The following is a 14,384-nucleotide window of genomic DNA, read 5'->3' as shown; positions in this document are numbered from 1 at the left end:
GTTTCAAGCTGACGCCCCGCGCCCGCCGTCGGTAGAGGTCCCGTGGGGGGTGACATCATAGTGCCACGGCGAAAGAGTAGTGCCCATCTTTATCAGCCGTGGCGCGTCACTTAGACTAGGTACTCGCCAGAGACGCCTGGACATGTCGGTGAATACGGGGATGGCCCATGAAACTCGCGCATGACGGCATCCAGCTGTCCTTCGACATCGCCGGGGCGGGACCGCTTCAATTCCTGTTCGTCCATGGCCTCGGCGGGGATCGCACGCATTTCGCGCCGCAGATGGAATATTTCGCCCGTCAAGGTCGGGCGTTGAATGCCGAGCTGCGGGGACATGGTGAGAGCGACAAGCCGCAACAGGCGTATTCGATCGAAGGCTTCGCCGAAGATCTGGTCTTTCTGTGCAACCGACAGCAGATCACCAAGCCGGTCATCGTGGGTCAAAGCATGGGTGGCAACATGGCGCTCGAAATCGCCGCCCGCTATCCGGACTTTCCTGCAGGCCTGGTGCTGCTCGATTCAGGGGTGCTCTTCCCTGCCTCGGCAGGGACGGTGTTCGCCGGGTATCTGGAGGGCTTGAAGGGCGCGAATTTTGCGGACGAGGCGCGGAAGATCGTGGCGGACTCCTGTCTGCCGACCGACAGATGCCGCGCCCATGTCGAACAGACCTTTCTGGCGACGCCGCAGCATGTGCTGGTGTCCACGTTTACAAGCCTGTTCCCCTGGGATGTGCATCGGGCGCGTGAGTGCGCCCAGGCGTGCCGGGTCCCGGTGCTCTACATCGAGGCGGCCCATAGGCTCGCGGATCTGGATCGTTTTGCGGCGCTGTGCCCGCAACTGGTCACGGCCAAGGCCGTCGGCTCCGGGCATTTCCTGTCGCTGGAAGTGCCGGAGCAGATCAACCCGATGATCGACCGGTTCATCTCGCTCTACGTGCGAAGCCCCGGGTAAGCTTCGTCGCGGCGGGATAGCCGTACGCGAACCCGCAAGATTCATCATGGTGCCACGGCGAAAGAGTAGTGCCCATCGTCATCGACCATGGCGCGCCATTTGCGGTAGTTAGTACTCCCATGCCTCTTATCGATCGTCTGTTCTCCTGCCTCGTCCTGTTCCTTGCATTCGCAGCCGTTCCGGTGCTTCCCGCGCGCGCGGCAGAGACCTGCACGTTCATCAGCGCCCGGGAGCTCGCCGGCGCGATGCCGGCGCTCAAATGGTCGCTGATTTCAAATCAGGACGGCCGCGGCTGCATCTACCAGGCCGGGCGCGGCGACACGATGATGCTGACCGTGTTCCGCAATCCTGACAAGGACCGCGCTAGGGAATTGTACGCGACCTTCGTCAAGACGCTCGGCGAGCGCATGCAGCTTAACGCAGTCGCGGGGATCGGCGACGAAGGCCAGGGCGGGACAAGCGCCGCCGGGGCAGAGCGCCAGGAGGCTTCGGTCGTCGCCTTGTCCGGCGATACCATCCTGCAGATCAGCGTCTATCCGACCGGTCGCCGTGCCGACGACGCGCTGCTCGGACCGCTCACCGAAACAGCGCGCGTTGCCATCGCCAATGTGAGCAAGAGCAGCGAGCGGTTCGGCGATTGCGAGTGGCTCACGGCCGCGGATGCCGATGGCTTTCTCGACAAGAGCACGCTGACGGTGCAGCGGACCGGCGCGGGCAGCTGCATGATGTTCGATCGCGAGGCCAACACCATGACCGCCGCGGTGATCGCGACCTCGCGCGACACGGCGATCGGCATGATGAAACGCGCGGGCCCCTGCAAGCACGTGGCGATACCCGAGCTCGGCGGTGAAGCGTTCGGCGAGCATTCCTGCACCAAGGGCAACGGCAGTGCCGTCAACATCTATGTCTGGAAGAACGGCAGGCAGGCTTCGATCCTGTTCGCACCGGTCAAGCCGCATCCCGAATCCGGCTCGGTCGAGCGCCTGAAGGCGGTCGCCGCGCGAGTCTATGGAAAACTGTAACGGCGCCGCGTGACATTGCGGCCGCATGCGGCCCGCAGCTCAGCTGGATGGAGCGTCGGACTGCGTCCGTTCAATACGGGTCGGCCGTAGCGCCAAGTTAGTCGTCAGATTTCTGGGGCGGTCACGAGACGGGCAACACCGACAGGTCCGGTTGGTCACTTGCGTACGCGGATCTCCGACGGTGGCACGCCGTAGACGCGGCGAAAGGTGCGATTGAAGTACGAGATGTCGTTGAAGCCGGATTGATGTGCGATCTCACTGATTGATCGGCCTGCAAGGTTGGGGTCTGTCAGCATCTTGTAGGTCAAGGCGAGTCGATGATTCAGAACGAATTCCGTAAAACTCGTGCCTTCGACCTCGAAGAGCCTGCGGACGTAGGACTTCGAGATGCCCTGCTTCGCGGCGACGGCAGCCAGGCTGAAATCAGGGGTACCTGCCTGGGCGCGGATATGCGCCTTTATGCTCCGCATGCGGGCCGCTGCAACGCCGCGCAAGTCGGCCATTTCAGCCGCATCGGGAGTCGCGCCGAGCAAGAGGGCGCCTAGATCGAGCATATGGGTCACCACGGCCCGCCGCATTTCCGGCTTAGCGAGCGTCTGCCTCTCATTGACTATGCCGAGGTAATCCAGGAAGAAAGCAAGTGCTGGATTGTGCCTATCGAGAGGTTTTCCCACGGCTTGATCAAAATTCTTTACCAGCGGCGCGATCAGCGTGCGGCTGATGCGCCAGTTGATCACACGGTTCGCGCCGTGACTAATCGATGTCCCCGGTAGGCCATTGGTGGTGAGCATCGCATCGCCGGGACCGAGACGTGTCTCATGGCCGTTCTGCCTGTAGGTCGCAGTCCCCTCGAGATTAAGCACTATCACCGGATCATCGTTGTCGATCATCGACGTGGTATGGCGACAGACGATCGGAGAAACGCTCGCCATGGCTACGGACATTCCGGGCAAAGCGCGCAGGTTCATATCGACCTGGAGCGTCGTCTCGGGCAGAGGTTCGATATCCAGCTTCAGAATTTCGCGGCCATAGACCTCGTGAAAAGCTTCGGTCCTGTCTCGTTCGGCGAACGCCGAGCTGGAAAGCTCCAACGCAATCAATTCGTCGCCAATAACCAACGATCGCTCCATTGAGAGTGAGATATCCCGGCGCCCATTTGTCGCAGGAAATTGCGCGGCGTTCAAAGGCCTTTGATGGTGGCTTGCAATCGGAAGCGCCTGGATTTCAAACACGGCCGGATGCGACCATGCCATCGGATCAACGCGCCGGCTCATGTGGCAAGGCGACCACAGTGATTTGCAATCGCGAAGATTGTAGCGATCAGTCCTAGTCGGTGTAGCGCATATTCCAAGCCAGCGTGCCCCGCCCCCAGTAAAGCTCCTTTTTCAGACGCGCGCATCGGCAGAGGGGCGATGACTATCACCGGAAGACTTATTTGGGCAGTTACGCTTGGTCTTGTGTTGACGCAAGCGGCTTCCGCCGCGGATTTCCCAGTCAAGGCGACTGCGTATGAGGCAGTCTACGACTGGACGGGCTTCTATGCCGGTGTAAATGCTGGCGGAGGCTGGGGTCGTTCAAGCGTTGACGCCAGCTTCGATCCGCGCAGCCGTTTCGACACGGCCGTCGTGAACTCCACGTCGGGACGCATTAGCGGCGGGCTTGGCGGGTTGCAGGCCGGATACAATCTGCAGGTCAATCGGCTGGTCTTCGGTGTCGAGACCGACGTCCAGGCTACCGGCCAGCAGGGTAAGGGACAGTCCATCGTTTCGCTTACCTCGCTGAATCAATGTCTTGCGCCCTGCGTGCCGCCGCCACCGACAGTGACCAAAGCGCCGATCAACCATTCACAATCGCTTCCCTGGTTCGGCACCTTGCGCGGACGAATCGGGTTTATGCCATCGGACCGGTCGTTGTTCTATGTGACGGGCGGACTTGCTTTTGGGGAGATAGACGCTAGCACTACCTTGACTGTCGCACCGCAAGTCTGTCTGGCGCCGTGTACGCCTAACCCGGGTGGCTCGGTCACCAGCAATTTCGGTCAAGCCAAGTTGGGATGGGTGGCTGGTGCCGGATTCGAATCCGCCCTTGTCGGCGGATGGACCGGCAAGATCGAGTACCTTCACCTCGATTTTGGCTCGATTAGCAGCGGCCTCACCCAGGTCGCCATCCTGCCATTCGTCGGCACATTGCAAGCAAGCAGTCGCCTCACCGACGACATCGTGCGCGTCGGCATAAACTATCGTTTTGGCAATGCCGCGGTCGCAAAATATTGAGGGTGCGCCCAGAGAGGCTTTTCCTTCTCGAGAGATGCTCCTCGGCGCACCAGCCGGGCAGCCGCCGTCGGCCGACGATCGGCACGTCTGATCGTCATGGAGGATATGGGTGTCTCTTGGCCGTGGATTGTCAGCCAGACGACCAGGAGTAAGCCTTGCAAAGGATCATTTTCGACTCCTCTGCCTTGGCGGGTGAGGAAAGGTCACGGAAGGACCTTTGGATTTCGACCCTGTCGTCGGGGTACGTGCGGCTGAACGCCGACCCGGCGGCCAACCGGCCCTTCCAGGGCCAGCTCAAGATCGCAGTGATCGACAAAACGTCTGTTGGTACGATCTATGGAACGGTCAAGACGATAGCGCGGTCGGCGCGCGAGGTCGCGGCCGAGAATACCGACAATGTCGTGCTGCTCTGCAATTCCGGCACGCGTCGGATTTGCATCGAGCAGAAGGGCGTTGCCATTGACCTCGATGCCGGCGACCCGGTCCTGATCGAACAATGTGCGCCGTCCTGGATCAGGGTCGACCACGCAAACTGCAATCTGCTTGCGATCCAGGCGCCGCGTGCGCACGTGGCCGCGCTTCTACCGGAGTTAAACGATCGCTTCATGCTGCGTGCGCCCGCCCGATCAACGGCAATGGCGCTGATGAACGCATATGTCTCGGTGCTGCTGTCTCCGCAGGAGCCGGCGGGACCATTGGCGCTTCGATTTGCGTCAAGGCACATTGCCGACTTCATTGCCGCCGCCGTCGAACCAGCGGCCGCGCACACCAGCCAGGAGCATGACGGTTTGCGCGCCGGACGCATGGCCGCGATCTATCGTGCATTGGAGCAACATGCCGCGGAGGCCGATTTCTCGCTGCCCGTGCTCGGGCGCCGGCTCGGGATCACCCCCCGCTATGTGCAACGCCTGCTGGCCGAGATGGGAACATCTTTTACCGAGGAAGTGACGCGCCGCCGGCTCAACCGCGCGCGGGATATGCTCATCTCGCCGCGCTATCGGCGTCTCAATGTCACCGACATAGCCCTGGAATGCGGCTTCTCCACCGTCTCTCACTTCCATCGCCTGTTCCAGAGAGAGTTCGGAACGACGCCAGGCGCCTTGCGCTCTGTCGCGTTGAACCGGGACGAGTAGGCCGGCGGCCGGTGTCGAGGTCACGCCTCTGTTGCAACCGAAGCACATTCGGCAGCTTTTCGATGTCGCTGCGCCAGGTGGTCGCGAAAGCGCATCGCAAAGTTCGCAATCCGCGACGACGGTGCAATCGCGTCCCCCTAGGGTTTCGTTCTCTGCGCAAAATCTCTCGAGGGGTTGATGTTTCGGAAATTGATTTGGGTGCTAGCGCCCGCGGCTTTCACGTGGGTGACCGCCCCGGCTCACGCTGCGTGCGATCAGTCGGGCACCAGCGTTACCTGCAGCGGCACCGCCACGGCCGGTTTCGGCGACGGCACGCAGAATGGCTATGCCGTGACCGTTCAGCCGGACGCATCGATTGCGCTTGGCACGGGTGTTAACGGGATTTGGCTCAATCAGAACAACACCGTCACAAACAATGGCGCGATTACGACGGGCGACAGCTCTTTCGCTATTCGGGGAGAGGGCGACGGCAACATCGTGACGAATAACGGCTCGATCTCTCTCGGGGCGCAATCAAGCGCCATTCTAGTGAATGGCGTTGGAAACACGGTGACGAACAACGGTACCATTTCCTCGAGTTCTTTCCACACATACGGTCTTGACCTTTCGAGTGACGGGAGCGTTGCCACAAATACCGGCACGATCACGCTGACCGGCTCGTCGAGTAACGGCATCAATATTTTCGGAAGCGGCAACACCGTCTTCAATTCCGGAACGGTCACGGTTGGGAACAGCGCTTCGACCAACAATGTCGGAGTCTTTCTGTACATAGGCAACACGTTTACCAACACGGGTACGATCAATGCCTTGGGCAACAATTCGGTCGGCGTTGATGTGTCCGGCGACGGCAACGCCATCGTCAACAAAGGTGTGATCCGTGGCACTTCGGGGCTCTCGATCATCGGCATGAACGAGACGATCGTCAACGATGGCACCATCATCTCTTCGTCCGCCGGAGGCTCGATCATCGGTCTCATGGTCCAGAGCTCGCTGACCAACAACGGAACGATCGACGGCCGGCTGTTTGTGAACGACGTCTTCAACACGAACACGTTCACCAACGCGGGGCTCGTCACCATTACCGACCCGAACACGCCGGTGGGCACCGCTCACCTGTTTCAAGGAACGTTCAACCAGACCGCGACAGGCGTCCTGGCGCTTCGGGTGAACGCGGCGGGTGCTGCGGACACGTTCGTCGCCACGACCGCCAATCTCGGCGGCACGTTGCGTGCGGTGGTCCAGCCAGGGACCTATGCGTCGAACACGTTCTACAGCGGCATCGTCGCAGCGACCAATCCGCTCAGCGGCCGGTTTGACCAGGTCACCACTTCATCGGCGTTCTACAACGCGGTCGCCACCTACAACAGCACCAGCGTCGACCTGACTTTGACCCGCTCCGGCTTTGGTGGGGTTGTGGGGGAAACGGCGAACCAGCGCGCGGTCGGCAATGCGCTCGAAGCCGGCTATTCGCCGTCGCTCACCGGTGCGGCCGCGACGTTCTATTCCAATCTGTTGCAGGCTGGCTCGGTCCGCGTGCTCGACCAGCTTTCCGGCGAGGGCACCAGCGGCACGCAAAACAGCGCCTTTGCCGCCGGCAACCTGTTCGGTCAGACCATGGACGGCCAGATGGATGCGTGGCGCGCGGGCCATCGCGCCGATGCTGCGGGCTCGGGCGCGCTCGGTTACGCCTCGGAGCGCCCGGTGACCTCGGCCTTCAATGCTCTGAAGGCGCCGCCGCGGGTCGAGCCGCAGTGGCACGCCTGGGCGTCAGGCTTCGGCGCCGGTCAGTCGCTGTCGGGCGATGCCACGGTCGGCAGCGCCGGCTTCAGCGGCCGCACCGCGGGCGGCGCAGTCGGTGTCGATCATCTCGTCGGGCCCGATCTGCTGGTCGGCATCGCCGCGGGCGGCTCCAGCGCGACGTTCAATGTCGATGATCGCTTGACCTCCGGCAGGCTCGACGGCGCCCATCTCGGCGGCTATGCGATGGCACGCTTCGGCGCGACCTACCTCTCGGGCCAACTCGCCTACGGCCATTTCAACAATTCGACGACACGCACCATCACCGGCATCGGCGCTGACGAGGTCGCCAAGGGTTCGTTCGGCAGCGACCAGCTCGGTGGACGCCTTGAGGTCGGCCGCACCTACGATTTCGGCACGGTCACGGCCACGCCGTTCGCAGCGCTGCAGGCCGCAGAGCTGTGGCAGGCGGGCTATACCGAGACCAGCGTCACCGGCGCTGGTCCGGGCGTACTCGGCCTCAGCTACGCCTCGCGCCGCGTCTCCTCGCTGCCGACCTTCCTTGGCAGCAAGTTCGACGCTCGCTTCGATCTCGGCAATGGCATGATCTGGATGCCGTTCGGAAGCCTCGCCTGGGTGCACGAGTTCTTGCCGAACCGCGACGTCACGGCATCGTTGATCTCGATGCCGGTCCCGGCCTTCACCGTCGAGGGTGCGCGTGCCGCGAGCGATTCGGCACGGATCGAACTCGGCTCGCGCCTGGTCCTGAACCGCTGGTCGGAACTGTCCGCGCGCTTCAGCGGCGAGTTCTCGAGCGCAGGCCAGAGCTACACTGGGATGGGCTCGCTCAGGGTCAATTGGTGAGGGCGGGATCCGAGAGCTTGGAAATCGGCGATGCTCTGCGTTGCGCCTTGAGCGTGGGCGCGGCCGTAGCGGGCTAGGCCCACCGCCGCGTGTGACCGCCGTTCCCATGGCGGCATCACCGGCCCGCCAGCGCCTCCTTGCATTTGGCCGCAAAGGCGTTGAGGTACGAACCGATCTCGCTCGCCAGCGCGTCGGAGCGGTCGACATTTTGCAGGCTCATGTTGAGTGCGTAGACCGGAAGCCCCTCCAGCACGATGGGCGTCGCGACGGCGAGAACGCCGGGCTGCCACGACACCGCGCAATAGCCGTCGCGTTCGACGGAGCGGATCGATGTCCTGACGTCCGCAAGCAGCGCCTTGGTGGCAGCAGTGCTGCGCCGCTTGAACAGTCTCAGCAATCGCTCGCGCTCGGTGTCTGCAATGCCGGCGAGGTAAGCGCGACCGAGCGACGTCAGCTCCATCGGGACCTGCTGGCCGGCGACCACGTTGCGCAGCGCCGCGCGCGGGCTGTAGCGGATCGACTCCAGGTAAACCATCATGGTCCTATCAGCTGCAGCCAGCCCGACGTTCAGCCGGCGCTTGGCCGACTCCGCCCGCATCATCGGGCCGATCGCGTTGAGCAGGGGTGATCCCGTCCGCATGGCGTGGCCGATGCTGATGACGGACGCGGCAAGGCGGTAGGTTCGCTCGGTGCGGACTTCGTCGAGCATCCCGGAATTGACCAGCGTGCGTGTCAGCCGGCTGACCGTCGATCGCGGCAATCCTGTTCGCTCCGCGATCTCGCCGTTGCCCAGCGTGTCGACGCCGGGCCGGAACGCCCTGAGGATCTCGATGCCCCTTTCGAGCGACCGGTTGCCGTCGACGCCGCCCGCATATCTGCGCACCTGTGCCAAATCCACCCCCTCCCGGCATTTCCACTAAGTGGAATAGGGGGATGTTCTGGGCGGTGCAAGCCGCGATACGTTCGAAACAAGGCGAATATTTCCGCCGCGCACGCCAACCACGGGCCTTGCCATGTCCTATCAGCTCATCGAATTTTCCGTCGAGAACGGCGTCGCGACCATTGCATTCAACCGTCCCGAACGGCGCAACGCCATGAGCGACGAGATGCGCGCCGAATTCGCAGGCGCGCTCGAAACCGTTGCGCGTGACAAGGCCATCAGGGCCCTGGTGCTGACGGGGCGTGGCAACGCCTTCTGTGCCGGGGGGGATATCAGCGGAATGAAGCGCCGGCTCGCCGCGCCGCAGGGCGAGGTTGCGTTCAACGGCTGGAGCCGTCAGCAGGGCGTGCATCACGTGCAGTCGTTCCTGCTGGGCCTGCCGAAGCCGACGATTGCCGCCGTCAACGGCGCCGCGGCGGGGCTTGGTGCGGACACCGCGCTCGCCTGCGACTTCGTGATGGGAACGGAGCGATCGAAATTCACCTGGTCCTACATCAAGCGCGGCCTCATCCCCGATGGCGGCGGGCTGTATTTCCTGCCGCGCCGGGTCGGGCTTCCCAAGGCGAAAGAGCTGATCTTCACCGGCCGCGTCGTCGAGGCCGACGAAGCGCTCGCGCTCGGCATCGTCGATCGCAAGGTGGCCTCGGCCGAGCTTCTGCCGGCGGCGCAGGCCTGGGCGGCCGAGCTGGCGCAGGGCTCTCCCACCGCGCTGGCGCTGGGCAAGAAGATCCTGAACGAGACCTTCGAGCATTCCGCGCACGATATCTTCAGCCTCGGCAGCCAGGCGCAGGCGATCTGCTACACCAGCACCGAGCATCGCGACGCCGTGACGGCGTTCCTCGCGCAATCCGCGTCGAAGGATTGAGCCATGGATGCGATCGAACGCCTGATCCGGCCGCGCAGTGTCGCGATCATCGGCGCATCCGCGGACCCGACCAAGACGTCGGGGCGGCCGGTCGCCTATCTCCAGAAGCATGGTTTTGCGGGTGCGATCTATCCCGTCAATCCGAAGGTCGCAGAGATCGGCGGTCTCGTCTGCTATCCCGACATCGCTTCGCTGCCTGATGTGCCCGATGTCGGCATTGTCCTGTTAGGTGCCGAGCGCGCCCACGTCGCAGTGCACGACTTGTCCGAGCGCGGGGCTGCCGCGGCGATCGTTCTCGCCAGCGGCTTCACCGAGACGGGGGCGGAAGGCGCCGCGCGCCAGAAGCAGCTGATGGAAGCCGCCGGATCCATGCGCCTGCTCGGGCCGAACACCATCGGTCTCGTCAATCTCACGGACAATATCGTGCTTTCGGCGTCCGGCGCGCTGGCGATGGATCACTTTCCGGCGGGCCCCATTGGCCTCGTCTCGCAAAGCGGCGGCATTTTGGGCGCCTTGCTGTCGCGCGCCGCTGCGCGCGGCATTGGACTGTCCAAGCTGGTGTCGACCAGCAACGAGGCCGATCTCGAGCTCGCCGACTTCATCGACTTTCTGGCCGATGACAGTGCGACCAAGGTCATTGCGCTCTACATCGAGGCGATCCGCAATCCGGCTCGCTTCCGCGAGGCGGTTCTCAAGGCGCAGCGCGCCGGCAAGTCCGTTGTTGCCTTCAAGATCGGGCGGTCGGAGGCGGGCGCAAAGGCGGCGGTCTCGCACACGGGCGCGCTCGCGGGCTCCGACCGCATGTACGACGCCCTGTTCAGGCAGCTCGGCGTGATCCGCGCGAGGACGTTCGAAGACCTGCTCGACATTCCTGCGCTGCTTGCGGCCGGACGGAAGCTGCGCGGCAGGCGCGTGGCGATCCTCACCTCCACCGGCGGCGCCGGCACGATCGTATCCGACAGTCTGGGCGTCGCAGGCTTCACGACGCCCGCACCCGATGCGGAAACGGCCGCGCAATTGCGAGCATTGCAGTCGGGATCGCACGCCGCACTCGATCGCAATCCGATCGACGTGACCCTGGCCGGTCTCCAACCGGATCTGCTGCGCGCCGCAATCAAGATCCTGCTCGCCAGTCCCTCCTACGATGCGCTGGCCGTCATTGCCGGCTCGTCGGCCGTGGGATCGCCGGCCCTGATGGCCGATGCCATCCACGATTGCCTGCCGCTCAGCGACAAGCCCGTCATTGCCTATGTGAGCCCCTACGCGCCCGACGTGGTCTCCGTCCTCACCCGGCGCGGCGTCCCGGCGTACACCTCCGCCGAGAGCTGCGCTGCTGCGCTCGACGGGCTTTTGCAGGCCGGAATGCCAAACGAGGTCCAGACCTCCGGCTCGATCGCGGCGACGGCCGATGTCAGCGACTTCCCGGCGGGATCGCTGGATGAGGCGCAGGCGAAAGCACTCTTCGCCCGCTTCGGCGTTCCGATCGTGGCGGAGAAGGTGGTCGCAACGCCAGGCGAAGCGGAGCAGGCTGCGCGAGACTTCGGCGGCCGGGTCGTGCTCAAGATTCTCTCGCGCGAGATCGCGCACAAGAGCGACGTCGGCGGCGTCGCGGTCAACCTGACCGCTGATGCGATTGGCGCCCGCCTGACGGCGATGGCTCACGAGGTCGAGTCCAGGACCGGGAAGCGACCCGAACGGTTCCTGGTTCAGGAAATGGTGTTAGGCGGCGTCGAGATCATTCTCGGCATGCATCGCGATCCCCTGGGCACCGCGATCCTGCTCGGAATGGGCGGCGTCACCGCAGAACTATTCAAGGACACGACGATGCGCCTGCTTCCCCCCGAGGGCGGCCTCAGCCTCGTCGAAGCTTCAGCGATGGCGCGCGATCTCGTCACATGGCCGTTACTGGACGGTTTTCGCGGCCGGCCGAAATGCGATGTCGAAGCGCTCGCGAAGGCGATCGTCGCTTGCTCGCGCATGGTTGCGCAGCTCGGCGACCGCCTCACTGAAGCCGAGATCAATCCGGTCTTCGTTCTGCCCGCGGGCCAGGGCGTGAAGGCAGCCGATGGATTGGTTGTTCTCAATGTCTGAACAAGAAACGAGGGAGGCCCAGATGGCCATTGGCGATATCATCGATCATGATGGCGCACGCGGGAAGGATTTCGCCATGCGGCGCCGGCTGAACCTCGCCATCCTTGCCTGCGCCGTCCTGCCGGCCGTCGCCGGGCTTGGAGTTGCGCCGGCGCGCGCCGAATATCCCGAGAAGATCATCAAGATCGTGGTGCCCTTCGCGGCCGGCGGCGGGACCGACATCATCGCGCGAACGACAGCGCAGGAAATCCAGACGGACCTCGGCAAATCCGTCATCATCGAGAACAAGCCGGGCGCCGGCACCATCATCGGCACCCAGACGGTCGCCACCAGCGATCCCGACGGCTATTCGCTGCTGATGGCGACCTTCGCGCACGCAGTCAATCCGAGCCTGTACAACAAGCTGCCGTTCGATCCGCACAAGGATTTCGCGGCGGTCTCGCTGATCGCGCGATCCTTCAATATCGTCGTCGTCAACCCGGCCTCCAAGATCAACTCGATCGCCGATCTGATCGCGGAGGCCAAGGCCAATCCGGGCAAGCTCAATTTCGGGACGTTCGGCACCGGCACCTCGGCCCATCTCGCCGGCGAGCTGTTCAATTCCATGGCGAAGGTCAAGATGACGGCGGTGCCCTACAAGGGCGCGGCGCCTGCGATCAGCGATCTCCTGGGCGGGCAGATCGACGTGATGTTCACCACCGTTGCAAGCGCGGCCTCGCTGGTGGCCGCAGGTCAGCTCCGGGCGCTGGCTGTCACCTCCACCGAGCGTTCGGCAGCGTTTCCGCAACTGCCGACCATCGCCGAGGCCGGCGTGCCCGGCTACGCCGCCGAGTCCTGGTACGGATTGTACGCTCCGGCCAAGACCCCCGCTCCGGTGATTGCGCGGCTGAACCAGGCGGTCGCAAAGGCCGTCAAATCAGGTGGTTTCAAGCAACTCGAGGCAAACGAAGGCCTCATCATGGTTGGCAGCGCTCCCGAAGAGCTCGATCGCTACGTCGGGCAGGAGGAGGAGCGCTGGCGCAAGCTGGTCAAGGACGCGAACATCGAGGTGCAATAGGTTCAGCACTCCGAGCTGGTACTCGCTTCGGCGCCCGGGTCAGCTCCACGCTGCCGCCAGCGTTCAGCGCAGACCCTGTTCGTCGATCAGAATGCGATGGATCTCGATGCGCTCCGGCAGTTCGATCAGGAATTCCGGATCGCGCGCGAGATGATGCACCTTGGTCGGCTCGCCCTTGGTGAATGCCGTCATTGCCATGATATCGGCCCAGTAGGAGATGGTCGTGAACCACGTCTCCTCATCACGGTCCTCGCGCAACTACTGCACGCCGAGCGCCGTGTTCATCAGCGGGGGAATGCCCTCGGCTTGCAGATAGGCCTGGTAGGCGTCAGCGACGTCGCGGCGGGTCCGGCCGCGCCAGATGCGCGCGATGGTCGGCTTGGTTGGCATATGAATTCCCTTCCGTGCGTGGAACCCGAGGGCCGATCAACCTAAAGCATGATCCGGAAAAGTGCGCAGCGGTTTTCCGAAAAGATCATGCTCAAACAACAACCTAAAGCGCGATGACGATTCATCCTGATCTCATCGCGCTTCAAGCCAAATGCCGTAGCCCAGCACCAGTTCACATCGTCCGGTGCAGTGTTTCGTCGCAGTCCCAAGGTGAGGACGGCAGGGGTGGAGATTTCCGGCGCCACGCGGGAACTTCCCACTTTTTCCCGACGTTGATCATGCGGCTCCCAGAAGCCGTTGGCCCGACGCGATGAAAAACTTTTCCAACGCCGCATTTTCCCCCGAGGTGATCGAGCTCATGACCGCCACCCTGGAAGCTGCGGTTGCGACCCTGCCGGAGCCCGTGCATTCCTCGCATGTCAACGCGCTCGCCGAATCCATCCTGCGCACGGCAAGTGCGGGCGAACGTAACGTCGCTGATCTCCAGAGGATCGCCTTGATGGAGCTGCAGCTGGCGCCGCGCAAGTGATGAAGCCGACATGAAGACGACAGCTGCGGTCACCGCAGCCGGCTGAATCCCTGGTTGCTCCGGCTATTCCGCTACGGATCGCGGGTCAGCTCCACGCCGTCGACCACCATCTTCCATGTCCCTGCATCCTGATGAGGCGGCGTCGACACCTCGAAGGTCGTCGAAATGAATGGAATTCCGACGACGAAATTGTCGCCCTCGAACCGCCGCAGCGGGGCCTTGATGGTCGTCGTGGCCTCGCCGATCGCGGTGCCGTGCCTGACGCGCTTGTAGCGGACCATCCCGTCCTTGGTGAGCTCGACATCCATCGCCGGCGCATGCCACTCGCCGACATAAGCGGCCTTGTCCTCCGGCACCGGCTGTCCGCACGCCGTCAGCATCGGCAGTGCCGCAACCAGAACCACCACGGAAATTTGCTTTCTCATGTTTCGCTCGACCACGGGAGGTGTCGCGGAAAATGCGACAGTGCCCATCTTCGTCGGCCAGCGCGCCATTCGGGTTCAAGAGCGACGGTCGCCGTTCGCCGTACATGC

The 14,384-nt window shown here is 63.5% G+C and carries 13 protein-coding genes and 1 pseudogene; 9 read left to right on the top strand and 5 right to left on the bottom strand.

Features of this window, described 5'->3' with window-relative positions; translation table 11 throughout:
- Positions 1-167 precede the first annotated feature (167 nt).
- Positions 168-950 carry an alpha/beta fold hydrolase gene (locus tag BRAGE_RS0135875; RefSeq protein ID WP_027561539.1) on the top strand — a complete coding sequence of 261 codons (783 nt, stop codon included), beginning with the start codon at positions 168-170 and terminating at the stop codon, positions 948-950.
- 119 nt (positions 951-1,069) lie between these two features.
- Positions 1,070-1,972 carry a hypothetical protein gene (locus BRAGE_RS0135870; protein WP_027561538.1) on the top strand — a complete coding sequence of 301 codons (903 nt, stop codon included), beginning with the start codon at positions 1,070-1,072 and terminating at the stop codon, positions 1,970-1,972.
- Positions 1,973-2,127: 155 nt separating this feature from the next.
- Here BRAGE_RS0135870 and BRAGE_RS0135865 read toward each other — a convergent pair whose 3' ends face one another.
- The gene (locus BRAGE_RS0135865) at positions 2,128-3,246 is read right to left on the bottom strand and encodes an AraC family transcriptional regulator (protein ID WP_051378261.1); all 1,119 of its coding nucleotides are present in this window, start codon (positions 3,244-3,246) and stop codon (positions 2,128-2,130) included.
- Positions 3,247-3,384: 138 nt separating this feature from the next.
- On the opposite strand from BRAGE_RS0135865, the gene BRAGE_RS53775 reads away from it, so the two are divergent.
- Both BRAGE_RS53775 and BRAGE_RS51950 read left to right on the top strand, forming a co-directional pair.
- Complete coding sequence (locus BRAGE_RS53775; RefSeq protein WP_084334592.1) at positions 3,385-4,245, top strand: outer membrane protein; 861 nt, start codon at positions 3,385-3,387, stop codon at positions 4,243-4,245.
- A 155-nt stretch (positions 4,246-4,400) separates the two neighbouring features.
- A complete protein-coding gene (locus BRAGE_RS51950) occupies positions 4,401-5,378 on the top strand; it encodes an AraC family transcriptional regulator (protein WP_141263103.1) in 978 nt (325 codons plus the stop codon).
- A gap of 392 nt (positions 5,379-5,770) precedes the next feature.
- Here the strand turns inward: BRAGE_RS51950 and BRAGE_RS56220 are convergent, their stop codons facing one another.
- A complete protein-coding gene (locus BRAGE_RS56220) occupies positions 5,771-6,304 on the bottom strand; it encodes a hypothetical protein (RefSeq protein WP_159073945.1) in 534 nt (177 codons plus the stop codon).
- On the opposite strand from BRAGE_RS56220, the gene BRAGE_RS0135850 reads away from it, so the two are divergent.
- The gene (locus tag BRAGE_RS0135850) at positions 6,285-7,979 is read left to right on the top strand and encodes an autotransporter outer membrane beta-barrel domain-containing protein (RefSeq protein ID WP_159073944.1); all 1,695 of its coding nucleotides are present in this window, start codon (positions 6,285-6,287) and stop codon (positions 7,977-7,979) included. The genes BRAGE_RS56220 and BRAGE_RS0135850 overlap by 20 nt on opposite strands.
- Positions 7,980-8,094: 115 nt before the next feature.
- Here BRAGE_RS0135850 and BRAGE_RS0135845 read toward each other — a convergent pair whose 3' ends face one another.
- Positions 8,095-8,871: an IclR family transcriptional regulator gene (locus tag BRAGE_RS0135845; RefSeq protein ID WP_027561533.1), complete on the bottom strand. Its 777-nt coding sequence runs from the start codon at positions 8,869-8,871 to the stop codon at positions 8,095-8,097.
- Between the two features lie 121 nt (positions 8,872-8,992).
- Between BRAGE_RS0135845 and BRAGE_RS0135840 the strand changes: the two genes are divergently transcribed.
- From BRAGE_RS0135840 to BRAGE_RS0135830, 3 genes are read left to right on the top strand one after another with little or no spacing between them, the layout of a single operon-like run.
- Positions 8,993-9,784, top strand: coding sequence for an enoyl-CoA hydratase/isomerase family protein (locus BRAGE_RS0135840; RefSeq protein WP_027561532.1), 792 nt, complete (start codon positions 8,993-8,995; stop codon positions 9,782-9,784).
- Between the two features lie 3 nt (positions 9,785-9,787).
- Positions 9,788-11,875 (top strand): acetate--CoA ligase family protein, encoded by a 2,088-nt coding sequence (locus BRAGE_RS0135835; RefSeq protein ID WP_027561531.1) that lies wholly within the window; start codon positions 9,788-9,790, stop codon positions 11,873-11,875.
- Positions 11,876-11,897: 22 nt separating this feature from the next.
- A complete protein-coding gene (locus BRAGE_RS0135830; RefSeq protein ID WP_027561530.1) occupies positions 11,898-12,932 on the top strand; it encodes a tripartite tricarboxylate transporter substrate binding protein in 1,035 nt (344 codons plus the stop codon).
- Positions 12,933-12,995: 63 nt separating this feature from the next.
- On the opposite strand, the pseudogene BRAGE_RS50835 reads toward BRAGE_RS0135830, so the two are convergent.
- Positions 12,996-13,322, bottom strand: a pseudogene (locus BRAGE_RS50835) (hypothetical protein).
- 310 nt (positions 13,323-13,632) lie between these two features.
- Here BRAGE_RS50835 and BRAGE_RS0135820 point away from each other — a divergent pair.
- Positions 13,633-13,851, top strand: coding sequence for a hypothetical protein (locus BRAGE_RS0135820; protein WP_027561529.1), 219 nt, complete (start codon positions 13,633-13,635; stop codon positions 13,849-13,851).
- Positions 13,852-13,922: 71 nt separating this feature from the next.
- Here BRAGE_RS0135820 and BRAGE_RS0135815 read toward each other — a convergent pair whose 3' ends face one another.
- Complete coding sequence (locus tag BRAGE_RS0135815) at positions 13,923-14,276, bottom strand: hypothetical protein (RefSeq protein ID WP_027561528.1); 354 nt, start codon at positions 14,274-14,276, stop codon at positions 13,923-13,925.
- Positions 14,277-14,384: the final 108 nt, after the last annotated feature.

It is taken from the genome of Bradyrhizobium genosp. SA-4 str. CB756, from assembly GCF_000473125.1.
Classification (GTDB): domain Bacteria; phylum Pseudomonadota; class Alphaproteobacteria; order Rhizobiales; family Xanthobacteraceae; genus Bradyrhizobium; species Bradyrhizobium arachidis.
Note: the sequence above shows the minus strand (reverse complement) of the source record. Positions and strands in the feature narration are given on the sequence as shown.

What these genes read in the sequence shown, in the direction of transcription:
- BRAGE_RS0135835 (WP_027561531.1), top strand. Translation starts at nt 9,788, where the DNA reads ATGGATGCGATCGAACGCCTGATCCGGCCGCGCAGTGTCGCGATCATC.
- BRAGE_RS53775 (WP_084334592.1), top strand. Translation starts at nt 3,385, where the DNA reads ATGACTATCACCGGAAGACTTATTTGGGCAGTTACGCTTGGTCTTGTG.
- BRAGE_RS0135865 (WP_051378261.1), bottom strand. Translation starts at nt 3,246, where the DNA reads ATGAGCCGGCGCGTTGATCCGATGGCATGGTCGCATCCGGCCGTGTTT.
- BRAGE_RS0135815 (WP_027561528.1), bottom strand. Translation starts at nt 14,276, where the DNA reads ATGAGAAAGCAAATTTCCGTGGTGGTTCTGGTTGCGGCACTGCCGATG.
- BRAGE_RS0135875 (WP_027561539.1), top strand. Translation starts at nt 168, where the DNA reads ATGAAACTCGCGCATGACGGCATCCAGCTGTCCTTCGACATCGCCGGG.
- BRAGE_RS0135840 (WP_027561532.1), top strand. Translation starts at nt 8,993, where the DNA reads ATGTCCTATCAGCTCATCGAATTTTCCGTCGAGAACGGCGTCGCGACC.
- BRAGE_RS0135850 (WP_159073944.1), top strand. Translation starts at nt 6,285, where the DNA reads ATGAACGAGACGATCGTCAACGATGGCACCATCATCTCTTCGTCCGCC.
- BRAGE_RS0135870 (WP_027561538.1), top strand. Translation starts at nt 1,070, where the DNA reads ATGCCTCTTATCGATCGTCTGTTCTCCTGCCTCGTCCTGTTCCTTGCA.
- BRAGE_RS0135820 (WP_027561529.1), top strand. Translation starts at nt 13,633, where the DNA reads ATGAAAAACTTTTCCAACGCCGCATTTTCCCCCGAGGTGATCGAGCTC.
- BRAGE_RS0135830 (WP_027561530.1), top strand. Translation starts at nt 11,898, where the DNA reads ATGGCCATTGGCGATATCATCGATCATGATGGCGCACGCGGGAAGGAT.